This window comes from Pseudomonas sp. P5_B2, from assembly GCF_056400445.1.
The window spans coordinates 57,703-76,712 of record NZ_JBFULH010000004.1; the positions used below are offsets into that span (position 1 = coordinate 57,703).

General features: G+C 60.4%; 18 protein-coding genes and 1 pseudogene. 10 read left to right on the plus strand and 9 right to left on the minus strand.

The window, feature by feature from the left end; genetic code table 11:
• Window positions 1-14 precede the first annotated feature (14 nt).
• A complete protein-coding gene (locus AC1DRJ_RS01355; RefSeq protein ID WP_477800455.1) occupies window positions 15-908 on the minus strand; it encodes a cation diffusion facilitator family transporter in 894 nt (297 codons plus the stop codon).
• 22 nt (window positions 909-930) lie between these two features.
• Window positions 931-1,350, minus strand: a complete 420-nt coding sequence (locus AC1DRJ_RS01360; RefSeq protein WP_477800456.1) for a polyribonucleotide nucleotidyltransferase — start codon at window positions 1,348-1,350, stop codon at window positions 931-933.
• A gap of 362 nt (window positions 1,351-1,712) precedes the next feature.
• Here AC1DRJ_RS01360 and hrpB point away from each other — a divergent pair, with 362 nt between their 5' ends.
• Window positions 1,713-4,229, plus strand: coding sequence for an ATP-dependent helicase HrpB (gene hrpB / locus AC1DRJ_RS01365; RefSeq protein WP_477800457.1), 2,517 nt, complete (start codon window positions 1,713-1,715; stop codon window positions 4,227-4,229).
• 61 nt (window positions 4,230-4,290) lie between these two features.
• Here the strand turns inward: hrpB and AC1DRJ_RS01370 are convergent, their stop codons facing one another.
• On the minus strand, window positions 4,291-5,367 hold the full coding sequence (locus tag AC1DRJ_RS01370) for an endonuclease/exonuclease/phosphatase family protein (RefSeq protein ID WP_477800458.1): 1,077 nt from the start codon (window positions 5,365-5,367) through the stop codon (window positions 4,291-4,293).
• A gap of 66 nt (window positions 5,368-5,433) precedes the next feature.
• On the minus strand, window positions 5,434-6,108 hold the full coding sequence (locus tag AC1DRJ_RS01375) for a hypothetical protein (protein ID WP_477800459.1): 675 nt from the start codon (window positions 6,106-6,108) through the stop codon (window positions 5,434-5,436).
• Window positions 6,109-6,286: 178 nt separating this feature from the next.
• On the opposite strand from AC1DRJ_RS01375, the gene AC1DRJ_RS01380 reads away from it, so the two are divergent.
• The 3 genes from AC1DRJ_RS01380 to AC1DRJ_RS01390 all read left to right on the plus strand — a co-directional run bounded on the left by AC1DRJ_RS01380 (window position 6,287) and on the right by AC1DRJ_RS01390 (window position 8,303).
• Window positions 6,287-7,051: a DUF2076 domain-containing protein gene (locus AC1DRJ_RS01380; RefSeq protein WP_477800460.1), complete on the plus strand. Its 765-nt coding sequence runs from the start codon at window positions 6,287-6,289 to the stop codon at window positions 7,049-7,051.
• Window positions 7,052-7,189: 138 nt separating this feature from the next.
• The gene (locus tag AC1DRJ_RS01385) at window positions 7,190-7,669 is read left to right on the plus strand and encodes a LabA-like NYN domain-containing protein (RefSeq protein ID WP_007946629.1); all 480 of its coding nucleotides are present in this window, start codon (window positions 7,190-7,192) and stop codon (window positions 7,667-7,669) included.
• Between the two features lie 22 nt (window positions 7,670-7,691).
• Window positions 7,692-8,303: a 3'-5' exonuclease gene (locus AC1DRJ_RS01390; protein ID WP_477800461.1), complete on the plus strand. Its 612-nt coding sequence runs from the start codon at window positions 7,692-7,694 to the stop codon at window positions 8,301-8,303.
• A gap of 56 nt (window positions 8,304-8,359) precedes the next feature.
• On the opposite strand, the pseudogene AC1DRJ_RS01395 reads toward AC1DRJ_RS01390, so the two are convergent.
• Window positions 8,360-8,674, minus strand: a pseudogene (locus AC1DRJ_RS01395) (Lrp/AsnC family transcriptional regulator); the annotation flags it as partial.
• 163 nt (window positions 8,675-8,837) lie between these two features.
• On the opposite strand from AC1DRJ_RS01395, the gene yedA reads away from it, so the two are divergent.
• Window positions 8,838-9,764 (plus strand): drug/metabolite exporter YedA, encoded by a 927-nt coding sequence (yedA, locus tag AC1DRJ_RS01400; protein ID WP_477800462.1) that lies wholly within the window; start codon window positions 8,838-8,840, stop codon window positions 9,762-9,764.
• A 78-nt stretch (window positions 9,765-9,842) separates the two neighbouring features.
• Window positions 9,843-11,180: an RNA helicase RhlE1 gene (locus AC1DRJ_RS01405; protein WP_007946624.1), complete on the plus strand. Its 1,338-nt coding sequence runs from the start codon at window positions 9,843-9,845 to the stop codon at window positions 11,178-11,180.
• 111 nt (window positions 11,181-11,291) lie between these two features.
• On the opposite strand, the gene AC1DRJ_RS01410 is transcribed toward AC1DRJ_RS01405, so the two are convergent.
• Together AC1DRJ_RS01410 and AC1DRJ_RS01415 are read right to left on the minus strand one after the other, a co-directional pair.
• Entirely contained in the window at window positions 11,292-12,533 is a 1,242-nt protein-coding gene (locus AC1DRJ_RS01410; protein ID WP_477800463.1) for a TIGR03862 family flavoprotein, read from the minus strand.
• 281 nt (window positions 12,534-12,814) lie between these two features.
• Window positions 12,815-13,735 carry a histone deacetylase family protein gene (locus tag AC1DRJ_RS01415; protein WP_477800464.1) on the minus strand — a complete coding sequence of 307 codons (921 nt, stop codon included), beginning with the start codon at window positions 13,733-13,735 and terminating at the stop codon, window positions 12,815-12,817.
• Window positions 13,736-13,809: 74 nt separating this feature from the next.
• Here AC1DRJ_RS01415 and AC1DRJ_RS01420 point away from each other — a divergent pair, with 74 nt between their 5' ends.
• The 3 genes from AC1DRJ_RS01420 to AC1DRJ_RS01430 all read left to right on the plus strand — a co-directional run bounded on the left by AC1DRJ_RS01420 (window position 13,810) and on the right by AC1DRJ_RS01430 (window position 15,948).
• Window positions 13,810-14,379 carry a GNAT family N-acetyltransferase gene (locus AC1DRJ_RS01420; RefSeq protein ID WP_477800465.1) on the plus strand — a complete coding sequence of 190 codons (570 nt, stop codon included), beginning with the start codon at window positions 13,810-13,812 and terminating at the stop codon, window positions 14,377-14,379.
• Between the two features lie 109 nt (window positions 14,380-14,488).
• Entirely contained in the window at window positions 14,489-15,358 is an 870-nt protein-coding gene (gene tesB, locus AC1DRJ_RS01425) for an acyl-CoA thioesterase II (RefSeq protein WP_477800466.1), read from the plus strand.
• Window positions 15,355-15,948 (plus strand): HAD family hydrolase, encoded by a 594-nt coding sequence (locus AC1DRJ_RS01430; RefSeq protein ID WP_477800467.1) that lies wholly within the window; start codon window positions 15,355-15,357, stop codon window positions 15,946-15,948. Before tesB ends, AC1DRJ_RS01430 begins: the two co-directional genes overlap by 4 nt.
• Before the next feature lie 126 nt (window positions 15,949-16,074).
• On the opposite strand, the gene AC1DRJ_RS01435 is transcribed toward AC1DRJ_RS01430, so the two are convergent.
• Both AC1DRJ_RS01435 and ypfJ read right to left on the minus strand, forming a co-directional pair.
• Entirely contained in the window at window positions 16,075-17,034 is a 960-nt protein-coding gene (locus tag AC1DRJ_RS01435) for an alpha/beta hydrolase (RefSeq protein WP_477800468.1), read from the minus strand.
• Window positions 17,035-17,928 (minus strand): KPN_02809 family neutral zinc metallopeptidase, encoded by an 894-nt coding sequence (gene ypfJ / locus AC1DRJ_RS01440; RefSeq protein ID WP_477800469.1) that lies wholly within the window; start codon window positions 17,926-17,928, stop codon window positions 17,035-17,037.
• Window positions 17,929-18,169: 241 nt separating this feature from the next.
• On the opposite strand from ypfJ, the gene AC1DRJ_RS01445 reads away from it, so the two are divergent.
• Window positions 18,170-18,946: an IclR family transcriptional regulator gene (locus AC1DRJ_RS01445; RefSeq protein WP_477800470.1), complete on the plus strand. Its 777-nt coding sequence runs from the start codon at window positions 18,170-18,172 to the stop codon at window positions 18,944-18,946.
• The last annotated feature ends 64 nt before the right edge of the window (window positions 18,947-19,010 follow it).

Genomic DNA, 19,010 nt, shown 5'->3' on the forward strand with positions numbered 1-19,010 from the left:
TATAAGCTTCAAGCTTAAGGCTTGTAGCTCGAAGCTGCTCTCATAGGATCGGCGTGCACCAGCACTTCGGCTCGGGGGTAGGCGGCGTGAATCGCATCGGCGGCCTGATCGCTGATGCCATGGGCGACTGACAAGGTCAAATCCCCCGGCAACTCCAAGTGCAATTGCACGAACCACTGGCTACCGGAAACCCGCGTGCGCAGATCATGCGCACCCAAAACCCCCGGCACGCTGCACGCCAGTTCGAGCATGTGCTGGCTGACATCTGGCGGCAGTTCCTCATCCATCAATACCGTAAAACTTTCCCGGGCGATCTGAATCGCGCTCCAGAGAATGTACGCGGCAATCCCCAGGCCGAACCACGGGTCGACCTGATGCCAGCCAAACCCGGCCAGCACCAGCGCCACCAGAATGCTGCCGTTGAGCAGCATGTCCGAGCGGTAATGCAGTGAGTCCGCGCGCACTGCGTTGGAGCCGGTGGCCTTGACGACGCGATATTGCAACATCAGCAACGCCAGCGTCAGCGCCAGGGACAGCACAATCACCCCGATGCTGATCCACGGCGCGCCCACCGGTTCCGGATGTTGCAGTCGTTCAAACGCCTGCAAGGCAATCAACACCGCACTGCCTCCGATGAACAATGCCTGGGCCATGCCCGCCAGCGACTCGGCCTTGCCATGCCCGTAACGGTGATCGTCATCGGCCGGGCGCAAGGCGTAATGCACCGCCAGCAGGTTGAGCAGCGACGTGACGCCGTCGAGCGCCGAGTCGGTCAACCCGGCGAGCATGCTCACCGAACCGCTCAACCACCAGGCGATGGCTTTGGCGACGATCAGCGTACACGCCACCGCCACCGAGGCGCGGGTGGCCAGCCGCAGCAGGCGGGCATGTTCGGAGCTGGAAATCATAAGTGCGGCTTTTCCTTCTGGTTTACGCGGCGGGTTGCAGGCCGAACATCGCCAGTTGCTGGGCGCTGCCCTTGTGTTGAATCAGGCGTGGGTCGTCCAGCGGGAAGCTGCGGCCCAGTTCCGTTTCGAGAATAGTCTGCAGCTTGTGGTTATCGACCTTGCCGTCGGCGCCGATCGCTTCCTTGAGTTTTTCCGGGGCTACCTGAGCGGTCTTGCCAGGCTCCAGATAAATCGCGCCGGTGGCGAAGTCGACCGCAAAAGCGATAAGGCCGGGGATGATGTAGAACAGCAGGCCTACGGCATCCAGTGCCGCAACAACCGGGTCGATCTTGCCGTCGATCTGCCCACGGCGGTCGGGGAAGAAAATCGAGCCGCAAGCGGTAACCTGGGTCAGCAGAGTTGCGACCAATACACCGCCAATCAAGCGAAAGGGAACACGCATATGAAATCTCCTGGGTCATCTGGAAAACGAAGCGACGTCGTTATGAATTAGGACCGTGATAAAAGCCGAGCAGTTCGCCGTTATACTCGCGCCGGCAGGGCGTGCCCACAGTAAATTGCRGCCGCGTCTCACTCCCATTGGGATAGTTGAGGATTGATGTTGTTTTTTTCAGATCGACAACGCGCAACGGCTGATGAAGGTTATCGGGGTTCGGCCCTCCGGGCTGAAGCTGTGGATGCGCCATGCTGCGTTGCGGGACTTGGCAAGGAAACGACCCTTACCTGCGTCCCGCGCCTTGCCTGGCACGCCCACAGCTTCAACGTGACTCGCAATTTACTGTGGGCACGCCCTGGGGAGCCAGCATGATTTCTTTACCGATTGATGAAGTTTTACCCGCCCTGCGTGAAGCCTTGGCGACACGCCACGAAGCCGTGCTCGAAGCACCGCCCGGCGCCGGTAAAACCACCCGCGTGCCCTTGGCCTTGCTCAACGAGACCTGGCTGGCCGGGCAGACCATTCTGATGCTTGAACCGCGCCGGTTGGCAGCGCGGGCGGCGGCCGAGCGTCTGGCCAGTGAGTTGGGCGAGAAGGTCGGTGAAACCGTCGGCTATCGGATTCGGCTGGACAGCAAAGTCGGCCCCAACACCCGCATTGAAGTGGTCACCGAAGGCATCCTCACGCGCCGTTTGCAGGATGACCCTGCGCTGGAAGGCGTTGGCCTGCTGATCTTCGATGAGTTCCACGAACGCAGCCTCGACGCCGATCTGGCGTTGGCCCTGAGCCTGAATGGCCGAGAGCTGTTTCGCGACGATCAGCCACTGAAAATTCTTTTGATGTCGGCGACTCTGGAAGGCGAACGCCTGGCCGGGTTGCTCGACGACGCGCCGATCCTGCGCAGCGAAGGCCGGATGTACCCGGTGGCAATGCGCTGGGGCCGGCCGTTTCAGGCTGGTGAATTCATCGAGCCACGGCTGGTGCAGACCATCCTTGAGGCGTTGAACGACGAAACCGGCAGCGTGTTGGTGTTCCTGCCGGGACAAGCGGAAATCCGTCGCGTGCATCAGCAACTGGCCGATGCGCTGGGCGATAGCTCGCAGGTGCTGCTTTGCCCGCTGCACGGTGAACTGGATCTGAATGCCCAACGCGCGGCGATCGATCCGGCACCGTCCGGCAAGCGCAAAGTGGTGCTGGCGACCAACATCGCCGAGACCAGCCTGACCATCAATGGCGTGCGGGTGGTGATCGATGCCGGACTGGCGCGGGTGCCGCATTTCGATCCCGGCAGCGGCATGACCCGTCTCGACACCCAGCGTATCTCCAAGGCCAGCGCCACTCAGCGCGCGGGCCGGGCAGGGCGCTTGGAGCCGGGGGTGTGTTATCGCTTGTGGTCGCAGGATCAGCACGAGCAACTGGCGGCGTATGCCAGTGCGGAAATTCTCTCGGCGGACCTCGCCGGCCTGGCGTTGCAACTCGGTCGTTGGGGCGTGACGCCGGGTCAGTTGGTTTGGTTGGACGTACCTCCGGCCGCCGCTTATGCACAGGCGCAGGATTTGCTGGATCGACTGGGCGCATTGGATGGCGAAGCGCTGACTCGTCACGGTCAGTCAATGGCGGAGCTGCCGGCGCACCCGCGGATCGCGCATTTGCTGTTGCGTGGGCAGGCACTCGGTTTGGCCGACATGGCCTGCGATGTCGCGGCGTTGCTCGGCGAGCGCGATATTTTGCGCGGTGCGGGCGCCGATCTGCACAGCCGCCTGGCGCTGTTGTCCGGGCAAGAACGCGCCGCTCGGGGGGCTCAGGGCGGTGTGCAACGCGCTCGGCAATTGGCGCGACAGTATCGCGGTTACCTGCGCGGTAAAGCCTCGGAACCGGTCAGCGATCCCGATCATCCGCGCTGGCTCGGCGCGCTGCTGGCGTTGGCCTATCCCGACCGTGTCGCCCAGCAACGCCGTGCCGGTGGTGCGGAATATCGCTTGGCCAACGGCCGTGCGGCGTTGTTCGCCGAGGCTGACAGCTTGATGAAACAGGCATGGCTGGTGATCGCTGATCTAGGCAGCCGACAGGGCCAGCGTGAGGAGCGGATTTATCTGGCGGCGGATTTTGATCCGGCGCTGTTCGATTCGGTACTCGCCGAGCAAGTGCGCATCGTCGATCAACTGGATTGGGACGAGCGTGAAGGAGTGTTGCGTGCCGAGCGGCAGCGCAAAGTCGGCGAATTGATCCTCTGTCGCGAGCCGTTGACCGGTCTCGATGAAACCGCCCGCAGCCAGGCGTTAGTCAATCTGGTGCGGCGTAAAGGTTTGGAGTTGCTGCCATGGACCCCGGAGCTACGTCAGTGGCAGGCGCGGGTCGCGTTGTTGCGCCAGTTGGATATGGCCGGCAAGGGCGAAAGCGAGTGGCCGGATGTCAGCGACACCGCGCTGCTCAAAAGCCTCGAGCAGTGGCTGATGCCGTATCTGGGCAAAGTCTCGCGGCTCAGTCACTTCGCCAATTTGGACCTGTCGAGCATCGTCCACAACCTGCTGCCGTGGCCGCTGCCGCAACGGCTCGATGAGCTGGCGCCGCATCATTTGAGTGTGCCGTCGGGTTCGTCGATTCGTCTGGATTACAGCGAGCAACCGCCGATTCTCGCGGTGCGCTTGCAGGAGTTGTTTGGCCTGGCCGAGACCCCGCGCATTGCGGGTGGCCGGCAAGTGGTGAAGCTGCATCTGCTGTCCCCGGCGCGGCGGCCGGTGCAGGTGACTCAGGATCTGGCGAACTTCTGGCGCAGCACCTATGCCGAGGTGAAGAAGGATTTGAAGGGGCGGTATCCGAAACACTATTGGCCGGATGATCCTTTGGTGGCCGAAGCGACTGCGCGGATCAAACCGCGTAAATAGTTCGTCAATAATTGCGTAGAACCCTGTGGGAGCAAGCCTGCTCCCACATGTTTTTGCATTGTCAGTTAGCCGGCAACAGGAACCGAGCAATGACGGGAAGGTGATCGGAAATGCGCAACGTATCGTCCTGCCTCACCGTCGCCTCGACCCGTTTGATGCGTGGGCTGTAGAACAAATAGTCGACGGTTCGATCCGGGCCGTTCAGTCCCGGATCGTTCGGGTAGTGGGTCAGCCAGCGTGCGCGGTCGATTCCACCGGCTTCGTTGTTGGTCGGAATCATCGGGTATTTATCCCACAACACATGCAGGGCGCTGTCGGCGGAGTAGGGGGTGCGCTGCTCGCTGGGCAGGCGTTGGTATTGCCCCAGCGGCAACAGATTGAAGTCGCCACCAATCAGCCACGGTGTGCCAAGGCTTTCTAGTTTGTCGAGGACTTTGGCAATAGCCGTTACTTGGGCCTGTAGCGTTTCGTCGGGCGGGATAACGCGGTCCAGATGGGTATTGAGAACTGCTATCTGACCGCCGTCGTTCAACGTCAGATAAGTCACCAACACGGCGTTTTTCGGTTTGAACTGGCGACTGATCACGTTGGCCGGTTCGACCGGCAATTGCAGACGTTCGGCGTGTTTGATCTGGTAGCGGCTGAGGGTTGCCAGTTGCCGGCCGACGCTGCCGAAGATGTGCGGGTCCGGGACGAAGTCCGCCTTCCAGTCGAAGGCGTGGGCGCTGCATGGATACAGGTCGGCGACCCGTTCCTGCAGCAATTTGAGCTGGTTCTGGTAATCGCTGGCCTTGGCGCCGTCGTCGAGCTCCTGCAACAGCACGACGTCCGGTTGCTCGTCGCGAATCACCCGCGCCACTTCATCGAGGCTGAAGGCCATGTCTTCGGGGGTGGGGGAGTCATCGGTGCCGGAAGCGAGGTCATTCCAGAACACGTAACGCTTGCCGGCCAGGTACTGGACGTTCCAGGTCATCACCTTCAGCGCCTGGCCAGGAGCCAGGGCGGGTGCCGGGGTGCTGCAACCGACCGGCAGCACTTCCCTGGCTTCGGGGCGCCAGGTCCAACTGTAAATCATCACGCTGGTCAGGCCGATCACGATCAACAATCCCAGCAAGGTGTAGCGCAGTAGTCGGGTCATGGCTCGGCTTATAGCGTTACGGAAATTGACCCCGAGCATAACCGAGTGACGGGTGGTCACCCAAGGTCAGAGTGGCCCGTCGATTTTTTCCGGGACCTCGCTGATCAGCATGAACAAGCGGAACAGCACCACGCTGGTGAACAGTTGCAGGAAGCTGTGGGCACTGTCGATCAGTATCGAGACCACCGGGTTTTGCGGCTCGGGGTATATCGCCAGCGTTGCGCCCTTGAGCAGCCACAACGGTCCCATCACGCACAAAATGCACACCAGGATGCGCATGAAATGGCCACGGGTCTGGCGCAAGCTTTCCTTCATCGCCGCCAGCGGAGCAAGGCCTCGCAGTACCAGCAGGTATTCGCCGAACGCCAAGGTCACCATCAGATAGATACCGGGCAGGAAGTACAGCGACAGGCCGAGCAAGATCAGCAGGGTGTTCAGGGCGGTCAGCAGGGCGAAGCGCGGCCACAAGTAAGCGGCTCTGGACAGCAAAGCGCGATTGCCCGGCGATTCGCCACGGCTGCGGGCGTCGAGAAACAGAATCAGGGCGGCGGTGTACAGCGGATAAACCAGCAAGCCGACGATCACACTGACGCCGGGAAAACTGTCCGGCTCGGTGGTGTGGTTGACAACTTGTTGCAGCAGTGACTCGAAGATCACCAGCGGCAAGCACAGTTGCACGATCTGGCCCAGATTGCGCTTGAAGAAATACAGGGAGTCTCGCAGTACATCTAACGGATTCATCAGTCGGTATCGCTGGTTGGAAGCAGTGGCCCACTTTAACCGATGAAACCCTTTGGGACGCAAACGTAAACGTTCGGTAAAGCTCATTGAAACAACCTGTACCCGCCTCCATTACCGATGAGCACCTTTTCCACAATGGAGAAGGGCGACGATTTTCCCGGCAATCTACGAGGTCGCCATGAACAGCGAAGAACAAACCCTGATCGATGGACTGTTTTCCCGGCTGCAACAAGCCGAAACGGATTCAGCCCCGCGCGACACCCAGGCTGAGGCGCGGATCAAGGAACACCTGACTCGCCAGCCTGCGGCCGGCTATTTCATGACCCAGGCGATTCTGGTTCAAGAAGCCGCCCTCAAGAGCCTCGACGAACAGAACAAACAACTGACACGGCAGGTGCAGCAATTGCAGGCCGAATTACAATCGGCCAAGGCTCAGACAGTGGCGCCGGCGTCGAGCGGTGGTGGCTTTTTGTCGAGCATCTTCGGTGGCAGTGCCCGCGATCCACAGCCAACTCCGACCCAGAGTGCAGCGCCATCCACGGGCGGCTGGCGCGAACCGGCACGGCCATCGTTCAATTCGCAAGCGTCACAGCAAAACTTCGGCGCAGCGCCTCCTCAACAAAATTACGCCCCGCAACAGCAAGCTCCGGCGGGGGGCGGCAGTTTTCTAGGTGGTGCGTTGAAGACTGCAGCCGGCGTGGCGGGTGGCGTGATGCTGGCACAAGGCATCAGCAGTCTGTTCCATCAAAATCAGCAGCCGGAAGTGGCTGAAGTGATCAAGGAAGAGCCGGCTCAGGTCAACGATCAGAACGACAGCGGCAATGGCTGGGGCGACGACCAGCGCACGGCTGATAACTCCAGCGATCAAGGCGGTTTTGCCGACACTGATTACAGCAATGATGATTCGTCATTCTTCGGCGGCGACGACGATTCCTTCGTCTGACACGCCATTCGTCCGGGGCGCGACCGTGCCCCGGGCCGATTATTCGCGGAACAATCCTTCGGGCTGGCATACTGGGCAACTTTTCGGGCCCGGTGCCTGATCTCGCCTGCGCGCCTGTGCGCCAAGAGGAAGTCCGCGGTGAAAAAAATCGCAGTGTTCGCCGATGTTCAAAACCTCTATTACACCGTGCGTCAGGCCTATGGTTGCCACTTCAACTACGCCGCGTTGTGGGCTGACATCAGCAAACAGGGCGAGATTGTCGAGGCCTATGCCTACGCGATCGATCGTGGTGACAGCAAACAGCAGCAGTTTCAGCAGATCCTGCGCAACCTCGGTTTCACCGTAAAGCTCAAGCCCTACATCCAGCGCAGCGACGGTTCGGCCAAGGGCGACTGGGACGTGGGCATCACCCTCGACATCATGGACGCCGCCGATCATGTCGACGAAGTGGTGCTGGCCTCCGGCGACGGGGATTTTGACATGCTGCTGGAGCGCATCATCAGCAAACACGGGGTACAAGCGGTGGCCTACGGCGTACCGGGCCTGACCGCCAATTCGCTGATCCGCGCCGCCAGCCGTTACGTGCCCATCGAAGGCGCGTTGCTGCTCAAGAATTGATTTTTACGGAGTTGAAACAGGTTTGGAACGCATAGCAGTCATCGACTTTGAAACCACCGGGATCTCCCCGAGCAGCAGCTGCCGGGCCACGGAAATTGCCGTGGTGATTCTTGAACAGGGGCGCATCGTCGAGCGTTACCAGAGCCTGATGAATGCCGGCGTGCGTGTGCCGGCCTTCATCGAGCAACTCACCGGCATCAGCAACGCCATGCTGCGCACCGCGCCGTCGGCCGAACAGGTGATGAACGAGGTCAACGAGTTCGTCGGCATCACGCCGCTGCTGGCGCACAACGCTGCATTCGACCAGAAGTTCTGGGACTTTGAGCTGGGGCAGATCAAGCGCACGCGTTTGCAGAACTTTGCCTGCTCGCTGCTATTGGCCCGGCGGTTGATGCCAGCTGCGCCGAACCACAAACTCGGCACCCTCACCACGTTCGCCAACTTGCCCAATACCGGCAAGGCCCACCGGGCCATGGCTGATGCCGAGATGGCTGCCAACCTGACGGCGCATCTGGCTGAAGAGCTGCGGCGCAAGCATGGGTTGCGCGAGTTGTCCCATGATTTGCTGTGCAGCTTGCAGAAAGTGCCGGCAGCGAAGATCAATGAACATCTCAAGCGCCATCGCGGTTTCTAAACCCACCACAAATCCCCTGTGGGAGCGGGCTTGCTCGCGAAAGCGGTGTGTCAGTCCGCCTGCATGATCACGCATGGATCGCCGGTGACCCGGTGGCACTCGGTCAATTGCGGGATTTTGATCAAGTCGTCGTAGGCCTTTTGATTGCCATGCTGGTTCAGGCGCAGTTCGATCACGCACTGGATCGGCAAACCGAGCTTGGCCATGTCGACTTTCGCCTGGTAACCGGTAATCACGCCACTGGCTTCCAGTTTGGCCACGCGTTCGGCCACGGCCGGGGCGGACAGGTTGACCTTGCGCGCGAGGTCGGCGTAAGACGCACGGCCGTTTTCCAGCAGGGCGGCGAGGAGCATGCGGTCGTATTTATCCATCGTCGTGCACCTGAAAAATGACTGACTTTCGAAAGCACGGTTTATAACGCCGATCTCCGTGTTTTGAAAAGTGTACCGGCGCTATAAACAGGTTTTGTAACTTATTTTTCGCTATTGGCCTTTCTAGAATAGCTGTTCACATTGCCTTTTCATCGAGCTGATCATGCCTGGCTTACGTCGTTTTCCCTTACCGTTGATCGCCGCTTTCTTCGCGTTGTACGTGATTTGGGGATCAACCTATCTGGCGATCCGCATCGGTGTGGAGTATTGGCCGCCGTTGTTGCTGGCCGGAATCCGTTTTGTGGTCGCCGGGACGCTGATGTATGCCTTCCTGCGCTGGCGCGGGGCGCCGGCACCGACCTGGGCACAGTGGAAAGCGGCTGGCATGATCGGGGTCTTGCTGCTCGCTGGCGGTAACGGCGGAGTCACTGTGGCCGAACACATGGGGGTGGCCTCCGGTGTGGCAGCCTTGGCGATTGCGACGGTGCCGTTGTTTACCTTGTTGTGCGGATATTTCTGGGGCGCGCGTAATACCCGTCTCGAATGGGCCGGGATTGCACTGGGGCTGGTCGGCATTGCCATGTTGAATCTCGGCTCAAACCTGCAATCGAGCCCGCTGGGCGCGGCCTTGCTGGTGCTGGCAGCGGCTTCCTGGGCGTTCGGTTCGGTCTGGAGCAAACACTTGCCATTACCCGAGGGAGCGATGGCCAGCGCTGTGGAAATGCTGGTCGGCGGCGTCGTACTGTTAATCGGTAGTGCGCTGAGCGGCGAGCATCTGCAAGCCCTGCCGCCGATCCAAGGGTGGGCGGCCCTGGCGTATCTGACGTTCTTCGGTTCGATTATCGCGTTCAACGCTTATATGTATCTGTTGAAAAACGTGCGTCCGGCGGCGGCGACCAGTTATGCCTACGTCAACCCGGCAGTGGCGGTGTTGTTGGGCATCGTGTTTGTTGGCGAGACCATCGGCATCGAAGAAGGGCTGGCGATGCTGGTGATCATCAGCGCGGTGGTGTTGATCGGTTTGCCGCAGTGGCGCCGGGCGCCTGAGCAGCCGGCTGTAGTCGTACCGACAGAATCCCGTGTGAATTAGGGTAAACTGCGCGCCATTGCATCTTGTTTTGCACACTTGTTTTGAAAAACCCGCGCTGAATTCTCCTACGGTAATCCCATGACTTTCGCCACCCTTGGCCTGATCGAACCCTTGCTGCGCTCTCTCGAGACGCTCGGCTACCAGACCCCGACGCCGGTTCAGGCGCAAGCCATTCCGGCGGTGCTGGCCGGTCGCGACCTGATGGCCGCGGCCCAGACCGGCACCGGCAAGACCGCCGGTTTTGCGTTGCCGCTCCTGCAATTGCTGGCCATGGAAGGGCCGAAAGTCACCGCCAACTCGGTACGCGCGCTGATTCTGGTGCCGACCCGCGAGCTGGCGGAACAGGTTCACGAAGCCGTGCGTCAGTACGCCGAGAACCTGCCGTTGAGCACTTATGCGGTGTACGGCGGCGTCAGCATCAACCCGCAAATGATGAAACTGCGCAAAGGCGTCGACCTGCTGGTGGCCACGCCGGGCCGCTTGCTCGACCTGTTCCGTCAGAACGCGCTCAAGTTCAATCAGCTGCAAACCCTGGTGCTGGACGAAGCCGATCGCATGCTCGATCTGGGCTTTTCCGAGGAGCTGGGCAACATTTACAAGGCGCTGCCGAAGAAACGTCAAACGCTGTTGTTCTCGGCGACGTTCTCCGATGCGATCCGCACCCTGGCCGGGCAGATGCTCAACGATCCGCTGAGCATCGAAGTCAGCCCGCGTAACGTAGCCGCGAACACGGTTAAACAGTGGGTGGTGACGGTCGACAAGAAGCGCAAGCCGGAGCTGTTCGTTCACTTGCTGCGCAAAGGCAAGTGGAAGCAGGTGCTGGTGTTCGCCAAGACCCGCAACGGTGTCGACGCACTGGTGGAAAAACTCCAGGGCCTGGGCATCAATGCCGACGGCATCCACGGCGACAAGCCTCAGGCCACCCGTCAGCGCGCACTGGACCGTTTCAAGGCCAGTGAAGTGCAGATCCTGGTCGCCACCGACGTCGCGGCACGTGGTCTGGATATCGAAGATTTGCCGTTGGTGGTCAACTTTGATCTGCCGATCGTGGCCGAGGACTACATCCACCGCATCGGGCGTACCGGCCGAGCGGGTAACACCGGCCAGGCGATTTCGCTGGTCTGCGCCGATGAAGTGAATCTGCTATCGGCCATTGAGACATTGACCCGTCAGACATTGCCTCGACAGATGGAACATGACTTCGAACCTGAACACCGCGTGCCGGATACCGATGCCAGTGGTCAGGTGGTCAAGAAGCCGAAAAAGCCGAAGAAGCCAAAGACCTCCAGTGGCGGCGGCAAGCGCAACCTGGGCAAGTGGGTTGAGAGCGGGGATGCTTCGGCACCGGAGCCTTCGATCAAGCCTGTGCGCAAAGTGCCGGTGTTCAATACCGGGCCGCGTAAGCGTAAACCTTGATTACGTAAGGATCGTTCCCACGCTCTGCGTGGGAACGCTTCTTGTGACGCTCTGCGTCACGCTGGACGCGGAGCGTCCATGGCTGCATTCCCACGCGGAGCGTGGGAGCGATCAGTGGTGTTGTTTCAACCACTCCACCATCCCCATCCCCGCCGCCCGCCCACTGGCGAAGCACGCCGTCAGCAGATAGCCGCCCGTCGGCGCTTCCCAATCCAGCATCTCCCCCGCGCAGAACACGCCAGGCAATTGTTTGAGCATCAACCGCTCATCCATCGACTCGAACTTAACACCACCTGCGCTGCTGATGGCTTCGTCCAGTGGGCGGGTTTTCACCAATGTCAGCGGCAATGCCTTGATCGCTTTGGCCAGCAATGCCGGGTCGGTTAAGCAGTCGGCCGGTGTCAGTTCACGCAGCAATGCGGCTTTGACCCCGTCAAGGCCCAGCTGACTGTGCAAGTGTTTGGACATCGAACGTGAACCGCGCGGTTTGCTCAGCGCTGCCTGCACTTTATCCACAGGCTTGCCCGGCAGCAGGTCCAGATGAATGGTCGCGCAACCATTGAGGTTGATGGCTTCGCGGATCGGTGCCGACAGGGCGTAGATCAGACTGCCTTCAATCCCGGTTGCCGTGATCACACATTCCCCGAGCCGTGGCACGTCGTCATTGAGGCCGATGGCGATGTTTTTCAGCGGCGCCCCGGCGAATTTGTTGACCATCAACTCGCTCCAGGCCTGCACTTCGAAGCCGCAATTGCTCGGTTGCAACGGCGCAAGTCCTACGCCGCGCTGTTCAAGCGGCAGCATCCACGCACCATCTGAACCGAGGCGCGACCAACTACCGCCACCGAGGGCGAGCAGGGTGGCGTCAGGTGTCAGGCTTTTTTCACCGTCGGGGCTCGTCACGTTCAGGCTGCCGTCGGCATTCCAACCGAGCCAACGGTGGCGGGTGTGGATAACTACGCCAGCGTCTCGCAAGCGTTTGAGCCAGGCGCGCAGCAGGGGCGCGGCTTTCATGTCAGTCGGGAACACCCGGCCGGAACTGCCGATAAAGGTTTCAATGCCCAGCTCATGAATCCATTGGCACAGCGCGTCGGCGCCAAAGGATCGCAGCAGCGGCGCAATCTGCGGAGCGCGCTCGGCGTAGCGCGAGAGAAATGCCGGGTAGGCTTCGGAATGGGTGATGTTCATGCCGCCGACCCCGGCCAGGAGGAATTTGCGTCCCACCGAAGGCATGCCGTCGTACAGGTCGACCTTGACCCCGGCCTGACTCAGCACTTCAGCCGCCATCAGGCCGGCAGGGCCGCCGCCGATGATGGCGACTTGAGGGGGGAGGGCGGTCGAGGATTGGGTCATGGAATGCGCTGCGGTTTGGCGAGATAGGGCGGGCATTCTACCAGCACAGATCCCTGTGGGAGCGGGCTTGCTCGCGAAGTCGGCGGTACATTCAACATTGATGTCGACTGTACTACCGCTTTCGCGAGCAAACCCGCTCCCACAGTTGATTTGTTGTGTGTTCAAGGGGTGGTTAAAAAACAACCATCGTCCTGAAGCCTATACGCAGTCTGGGCTGTAGGCCCTTTCACTCAGGTTATCCACAGGCAGTTCCACAGGCATTGTGGGTAAAGACCCATGGCTCAATGACAACCTGATGTCTGCCAGACCCGTTGCGCGCTGTGATGCAGAATCCCATGCCGGCGCGCCAGGGCTTTGCGGTCCTTGCTGTAGCCGCCACCAATCACCCCGACCAGCGGAATATCCCGGCCCAGGCAATGGCGCATCACGCTTTCATCACGCGCCGCCACGCCTTCGTCCGTCAGCTTCAAATAACCGAGGGCGTCGTCCTTGTGCACATCGACCCCGGCGTCATACAGCACCAAATCCGGTTGATACAGCGGCAGCAGATAGTTGAGCGCATCGTCGACCACTTTCAGGTACTCAGCATCGCCCATGCCCTTGGGTAACGGGATGTCCCAGTCGCTTTCGGCTTTGCGTGCAGGAAAGTTCTTTTCGCAATGCAGGGAAACCGTCACTGCGTCCGGGGTGTTGTGCAGGATTCGTGCAGTCCCGTCGCCCTGATGCACGTCACAATCGAAGATCAGCACCCGATTCACCCGGCCACTTTCCAGCAGGTAATGGCTGATCACCGCCAGGTCATTGAAGATGCAGAAGCCGGCTGGATAATCGTAATGCGCGTGATGCGTGCCGCCCGCCAAATGACAGGCCAGTCCATGTTCCAGCGCCTTTTCCGCCGCCAGCAACGAACCGCCGACCGCGCGTACCGTGCGCCGGGCCAGTGCTTCGCTCCAGGGCAGGCCGAGGCGCCGTTGGTCTTCACGGGACAACTCGCCACTCATGTAACGTTCGATATAGGCAGCGTCATGGGCGAGGGCGAGAATCTCCGGGGAGCAGAGCTCCGGGCGCAGGAGATCGACGTCCCGGGTCAGGCCGCTGTCCACCAAGTGATCGCGCAGCAGGCGAAACTTGTCCATGGGGAAGCGGTGATCCGCCGGGAACTCGGGGCTGTAGTCTTCGTGATAAATCAGCGGCAGCGGCATGATGATTTCATGTAGGAATGAGAGAAGGATCCTACCAGCGATGTAGACTTGCGGCATGGAAACGGGGGAACGCAATGGAGCCAATACTGGAACTCGAAAGCGCACGACTGCTGTTGCGGCAGTGGCGCGATGAGGATCTGCCGGAGTTTGCGGCGATGTGTGCCGATCCGCAGGTGATGCGCTATTTCCCGGCACCGTTGAGTCGCTTGGAAAGTGCCTCGCTGATTGGGCGCGTACGCGGGCATTTCGCCGAGCATGGTTTCGGCCTGTGGGCCCTGCAGCGCAAGGACACCGGGCAGTTCATCGGGTTTACCGGCCTTGGTGTAGTGGGTTTCGACGCGCCCTTCACTCCGGCGACCGAAATCGGCTGGCGCCTGGCCCGCGAACATTGGGGCCTGGGCTACGCCAGTGAAGCCGCGTGGACTGCACTGCGTTGCGGGTTTGACCGGTTAGCGCTGGCGGAAATCGTGTCTTTCACCACTCAATCCAACACTCCTTCCGAGAAAGTCATGCAGGCGATCGGCATGCACCATGATTCAGCCGATGACTTCGAGCATCCCAGGCTCGCGGCCGGCCATCCCCTGCGGCACCATGTGCTGTACCGCATCACCCGTGAACAATGGCTACAAACCTTGCATGGATAAGCCGGCGCGGACGTTTACAATGGTTCCCATATTATTGGCCCGGGCCAGAAATTGAATCGCCCGTCGCAGCCAAGACTGCGCGGCAATGTTTTGCGTGAGGAGAGTCTGAATGAGCCAAGTGTTGGATGATCTGGTCGACCTGCTGACCCTGGAACCGATCGAAGAAAACCTGTTCCGTGGCCGCAGCCAGGACTTGGGTTTTCGCCAGTTGTTCGGCGGTCAGGTAATCGGTCAGTCGCTGTCGGCAGCCAGTCAGACGGTTGAAGAAGCGCGGCATGTGCATTCCATGCACGGCTATTTCCTGAGGCCGGGCGATTCCGCGTTACCTGTGGTTTATCAGGTGGACCGGGTGCGCGACGGCGGCAGTTTCAGCACGCGCCGGGTGACGGCGATCCAGAAGGGTAACCCGATTTTCACCTGCAGCGCCTCGTTCCAGTACGACGAAAAAGGCTTCGAGCACCAGGCCGAGATGCCGGTTGTGGTCGGCCCGGAAAACCTGCCGTCGGAGCTGGAGCTCACTCAGCAGTGGGCGCACCTGATTCCCGAGCACATGCGCGAAAAACTGCTGTGCCCGAAACCGATCGAATTCCGCCCGGTGACCGAGAAAGATCCCTACAACCCGCTGCCGTCCGATCCGATCAAGTACGCCTGGTTTCGCGCCGACGGAGCCTTGGCTGACTCGCCGGCACTGCACAAATATTTGCTGGCCTATGCGTCGGATTTCGGTCTGCTGGTCACCTCGATGCAGCCTCATGGCAAAACGGTCTGGCACAAAGATATGCAAGTCGCCAGCCTCGATCACGCGCTGTGGTTCCATCAGGATCTGCGTGCCGATGACTGGTTGCTCTACGCGATGGACAGCCCGTGGGCCRGTAATTCCCGTGGCTTTAACCGTGGCAGCGTGTTCAACCGTTCCGGGCAACTGGTGGCTTCGGTCACGCAGGAAGGCCTGATTCGTCATCGCAAGGATTGGGCATGAGCCTGGCTGAGGTGCGCCACTGGGTGTTCGACATGGATGGCACCCTGACGGTGGCCGTGCATGACTTCGCGGCGATTCGTGTGGCATTGGCGATCCCGGCGCAAGACGACATCCTGACTCACCTCGCAGCGCTGCCCGCCGATGAAGCGGCAGCTAAACATGCGTGGTTGCTGGAGCACGAGCGGGATCTGGCGCTGGGTTCGAAACCGGCGCCGGGTGCGGTGGAACTGGTGCGTGAGTTGGCCGGGCGTGGCTATCGCCTGGGCATTCTTACGCGCAATGCTCGGGAGCTGGCGCACGTCACGCTGGAGGCCATAGGCCTGGCGGACTGCTTCGCGGTGGAGGATGTGCTGGGGCGTGATGAAGCACCGCCTAAACCGCATCCCGGCGGCTTGTTGAAACTGGCCGAAGCATGGAAGGTGCCGGCGAGCGAGATGGTGATGGTCGGTGATTACCGGTTTGATCTGGATTGCGGGCGAGCGGCGGGGGCGCGGACGGTGTTGGTGAATTTGCCGGATAACCCGTGGCCTGAGTTGACGGATTGGCATGCGGCGGATTGCGTGGCGTTGCGGGAAATGTTGTTGTCTTGAGTGCCCCTTCGCGAGCAAGCCCGCTCCCACATTTGATCTTCGTCACATATAGATTCTGTGCCAACTGAAGATCWRATGTGGGAGCGGGCTTGCTCGCGAAAGGGCACTGTCAGGTGCCACCCCAACTCACTGCCCAAACAACGCCTTCTGCCCCTCCGGCGATGTAAACATCCCATCCCCGTTATGCCCAACCCCCGGCACGTCGACCAGTTGCTGGTTCACCCCGCGCGGATTGCGACGTAGCAAATAATCAAAATAGAAATGCCCGCGAGTCAGGCGATTAGCGCCCTGGGCTTCAGCTTCGCATCCTTTATCCAGAGCCGGATGCTGTGGGTCGATGTCTTGCTTGCCGAGCAGATACGTCACGTCACGCTTGACGTAATTGCCTTCAATCTGGACTGCGGTTTGCCCACTGGCATAGAGGGGTAAATCCGTCAGACCATATTTCCAGCGGTTAAAACCGGGGCATTTCGCATGATCGAACGCCATGGGCCGGCGCTCATCGAAATAGGCATACGAGGAAGGGTTGGCGACCACATAGCGGATTTTCACCCCGGTGTCCTCGATCACCGGTTGGTCATGAGCCAGCAATGCATAACGCTGWACCACTTGGGCACCACCGGAGTGACCGGCGATGACTATTTGTTTCACGTCAGGAAATTGTTTCCGGTCGCTGACCCTCTGGATAATCTGATCCAGTGCTCCATAGGAACTCAGCGCAAATGGAGCTGTGGATAAACCGCCGGCCATCCAGTCATCGCCCTGCCAGCGCAGTACGGAGTCGGCCACTGGATGCAGGACGACATCGTTTTCGTTAAGAAATTGAGGAGCGATCACTAGTGTGGTTTGGCTTTGTCCTGCCAGTTCAGCCGCCTGCTCGGCGCTCTGGCGGTAGGTTTCAGCGTTGCGTAAACGGCCGTGGATGATGATCAGCACACGTTCGATTTTCTCGGGTGCCGGGCCGATGCTCACCGCTATTTCGCCCTCCTTGAGTAACAGCCGGCCGGGGCTGAGTTCTTTGACCCCATGCTCGGCGGCTTGGGTACTTGCGCAGGTAAACAGTACAGCTAACAGCCACTTATTCATTTACAGGTTTTTCGCCGCAAAGGTATCGCACTGGCCCACCTGGCCTTGTGCAAATCCGGTTTTAAACCAGCGCATTCTTTGCGCTGACGTGCCATGGGTAAACGAGTCCGGTACCACGCGACCCTGACCTTGCTGTTGCAAGCGGTCGTCGCCGATGGCGTTGGCGGCGTTCAAGGCTTCTTCGATGTCGCCGGGTTCCAGCCAGTTCAGACGCTGTTGGGCATGGTTGGCCCAGACCCCGGCCAGGCAATCGGCTTGAAGTTCCTGGCGCACGAGTAAACCGCCATCGCCTTCCATCTGCCGGCCTTGCTGACGGGCGGTTTGAATTTTCGCTGAAACGCCGAGCAAGGTCTGAACGTGGTGTCCGACTTCGTGAGCGATCACGTAAGCCTGGGCGAAGTCGCCCGCGGCCGCAAAGCGTTGCGACATTTCCTGGAAGAACGCCATGTCCAGATAAACCTTCTGGTCGGCCGGGCAATAGAACGGGCCGGTCGCTGATGTCGCCATACCGCAGGCCGAATTGACGCGATTGCTGAACAGCACCAGCGTCGGGTCCTTATATTGCCGACCTGCCTGCTGGAAAATCTGACCCCAGGTGTCTTCTGTATCACCGAGGATCGAACGCACGAATTCGGCGCCTTCGTCATTGGCTGGCGGCGCCTTGCGGGTTTGCGTGGTGGCCGGTGCCGATTGCTCGCTCATTTGCCCGGTGAGTTGTCCGAGGATCTGCAGCGGGTCTTGGCCGGTGATCCAGCCAATGCCGACAATCAGAATAATCGCGGTCAGGCTCAAGCCCTTGCCGCCACCGAAACGCATCCCACCGCCACCTCCGCCGACATCATCACCACGGGCATCGACCACGTTGTCGCTGCGTCTGCCTTTTTTCCATAGCATGTGGGAATCCTCTGATTATCCGTGGAGATGAGTGTTGCTGGTACGCGGGAGCGGCGCCAGTCCAGTCGTCCGGGTTTCTTCGAGTGCAAGCCTGTAGGAACATGGATAGCCCATTGAATTCCATCAGGTGGCGGGTTTTTATCGAATGGGTGAATGCCAGTGTTTGTCGACTGTTGAGTTCCAGATTTCGCGTTATGCGGTTCGTCTTCTAGAATCAGACAAATTGTGTGTGGAATCTCCCATGGCCGGCAGTCAGATCGAACGTGTTTTCAGCGTGCTGGAAAGTCTTACCAGTGACCCTCGCGGCCTACCGATGCAGACGCTGGCGGAACAACTGGACATCCCTAAAAGTGCGACCCATCGCTTGCTCGCCGAGCTGATCCGCTTGGGTTACGTGCGGCAGAATCCGGATAACCTGCGCTATCACCTGTCGACCAAACTGGTGGCGATGGGGTTTCGTTATCTGGCGGGCAGCGGGGTGGATATCGTGCAGCCGGTGCTGGATCGCCTGGCTGAGGAGACCGGTGAACTGGTGCGCCTTGGCGTCATTGAGAGCGAGCGGCAGATCTGGATCGCCAAGTCTCAAGGTGCGCGGTCCGGCCTGCGATACGACCCGGACATGGGCCGCGATGCGCCATTGTTCTATACCGCCTCGGGCCACGCGTGGCTGGCGTGCATGAGCGATGCCGAGGCGTTATCGCTGGTAGAACGACAGGGCGGTGAGCGGCCGAAGGACCTGGGGCCGAATGCGCCGCGCTCCAATATTGAGCTGCTCGAACGTCTGCGTCTGGCGCGCGAGCAGGGTTACGCCTGGGTTGAAGAGAGCTCGGCGGTGGGCACCTCGGCGATCGCTGCCGTGGTGCGACACCCGAGCGAGGGGWGGGTGATCGGGGTGTTAAGCATCGCCGGGCCCAGTGCGCGCATGCCGGGTGCGCGATTACATGAGTTGGCACCGCTGTTGTTGGCGTTTGCCGAAGAGTTGTCGGCAGCGAGCCYTGCTTCAGAGTTATTCAGTTAACTCGGACACACTGTGGGAGCGGGCTTGCTCGCGAAAGCGGTGTGTCAGGCAAAGCTCACTTCAC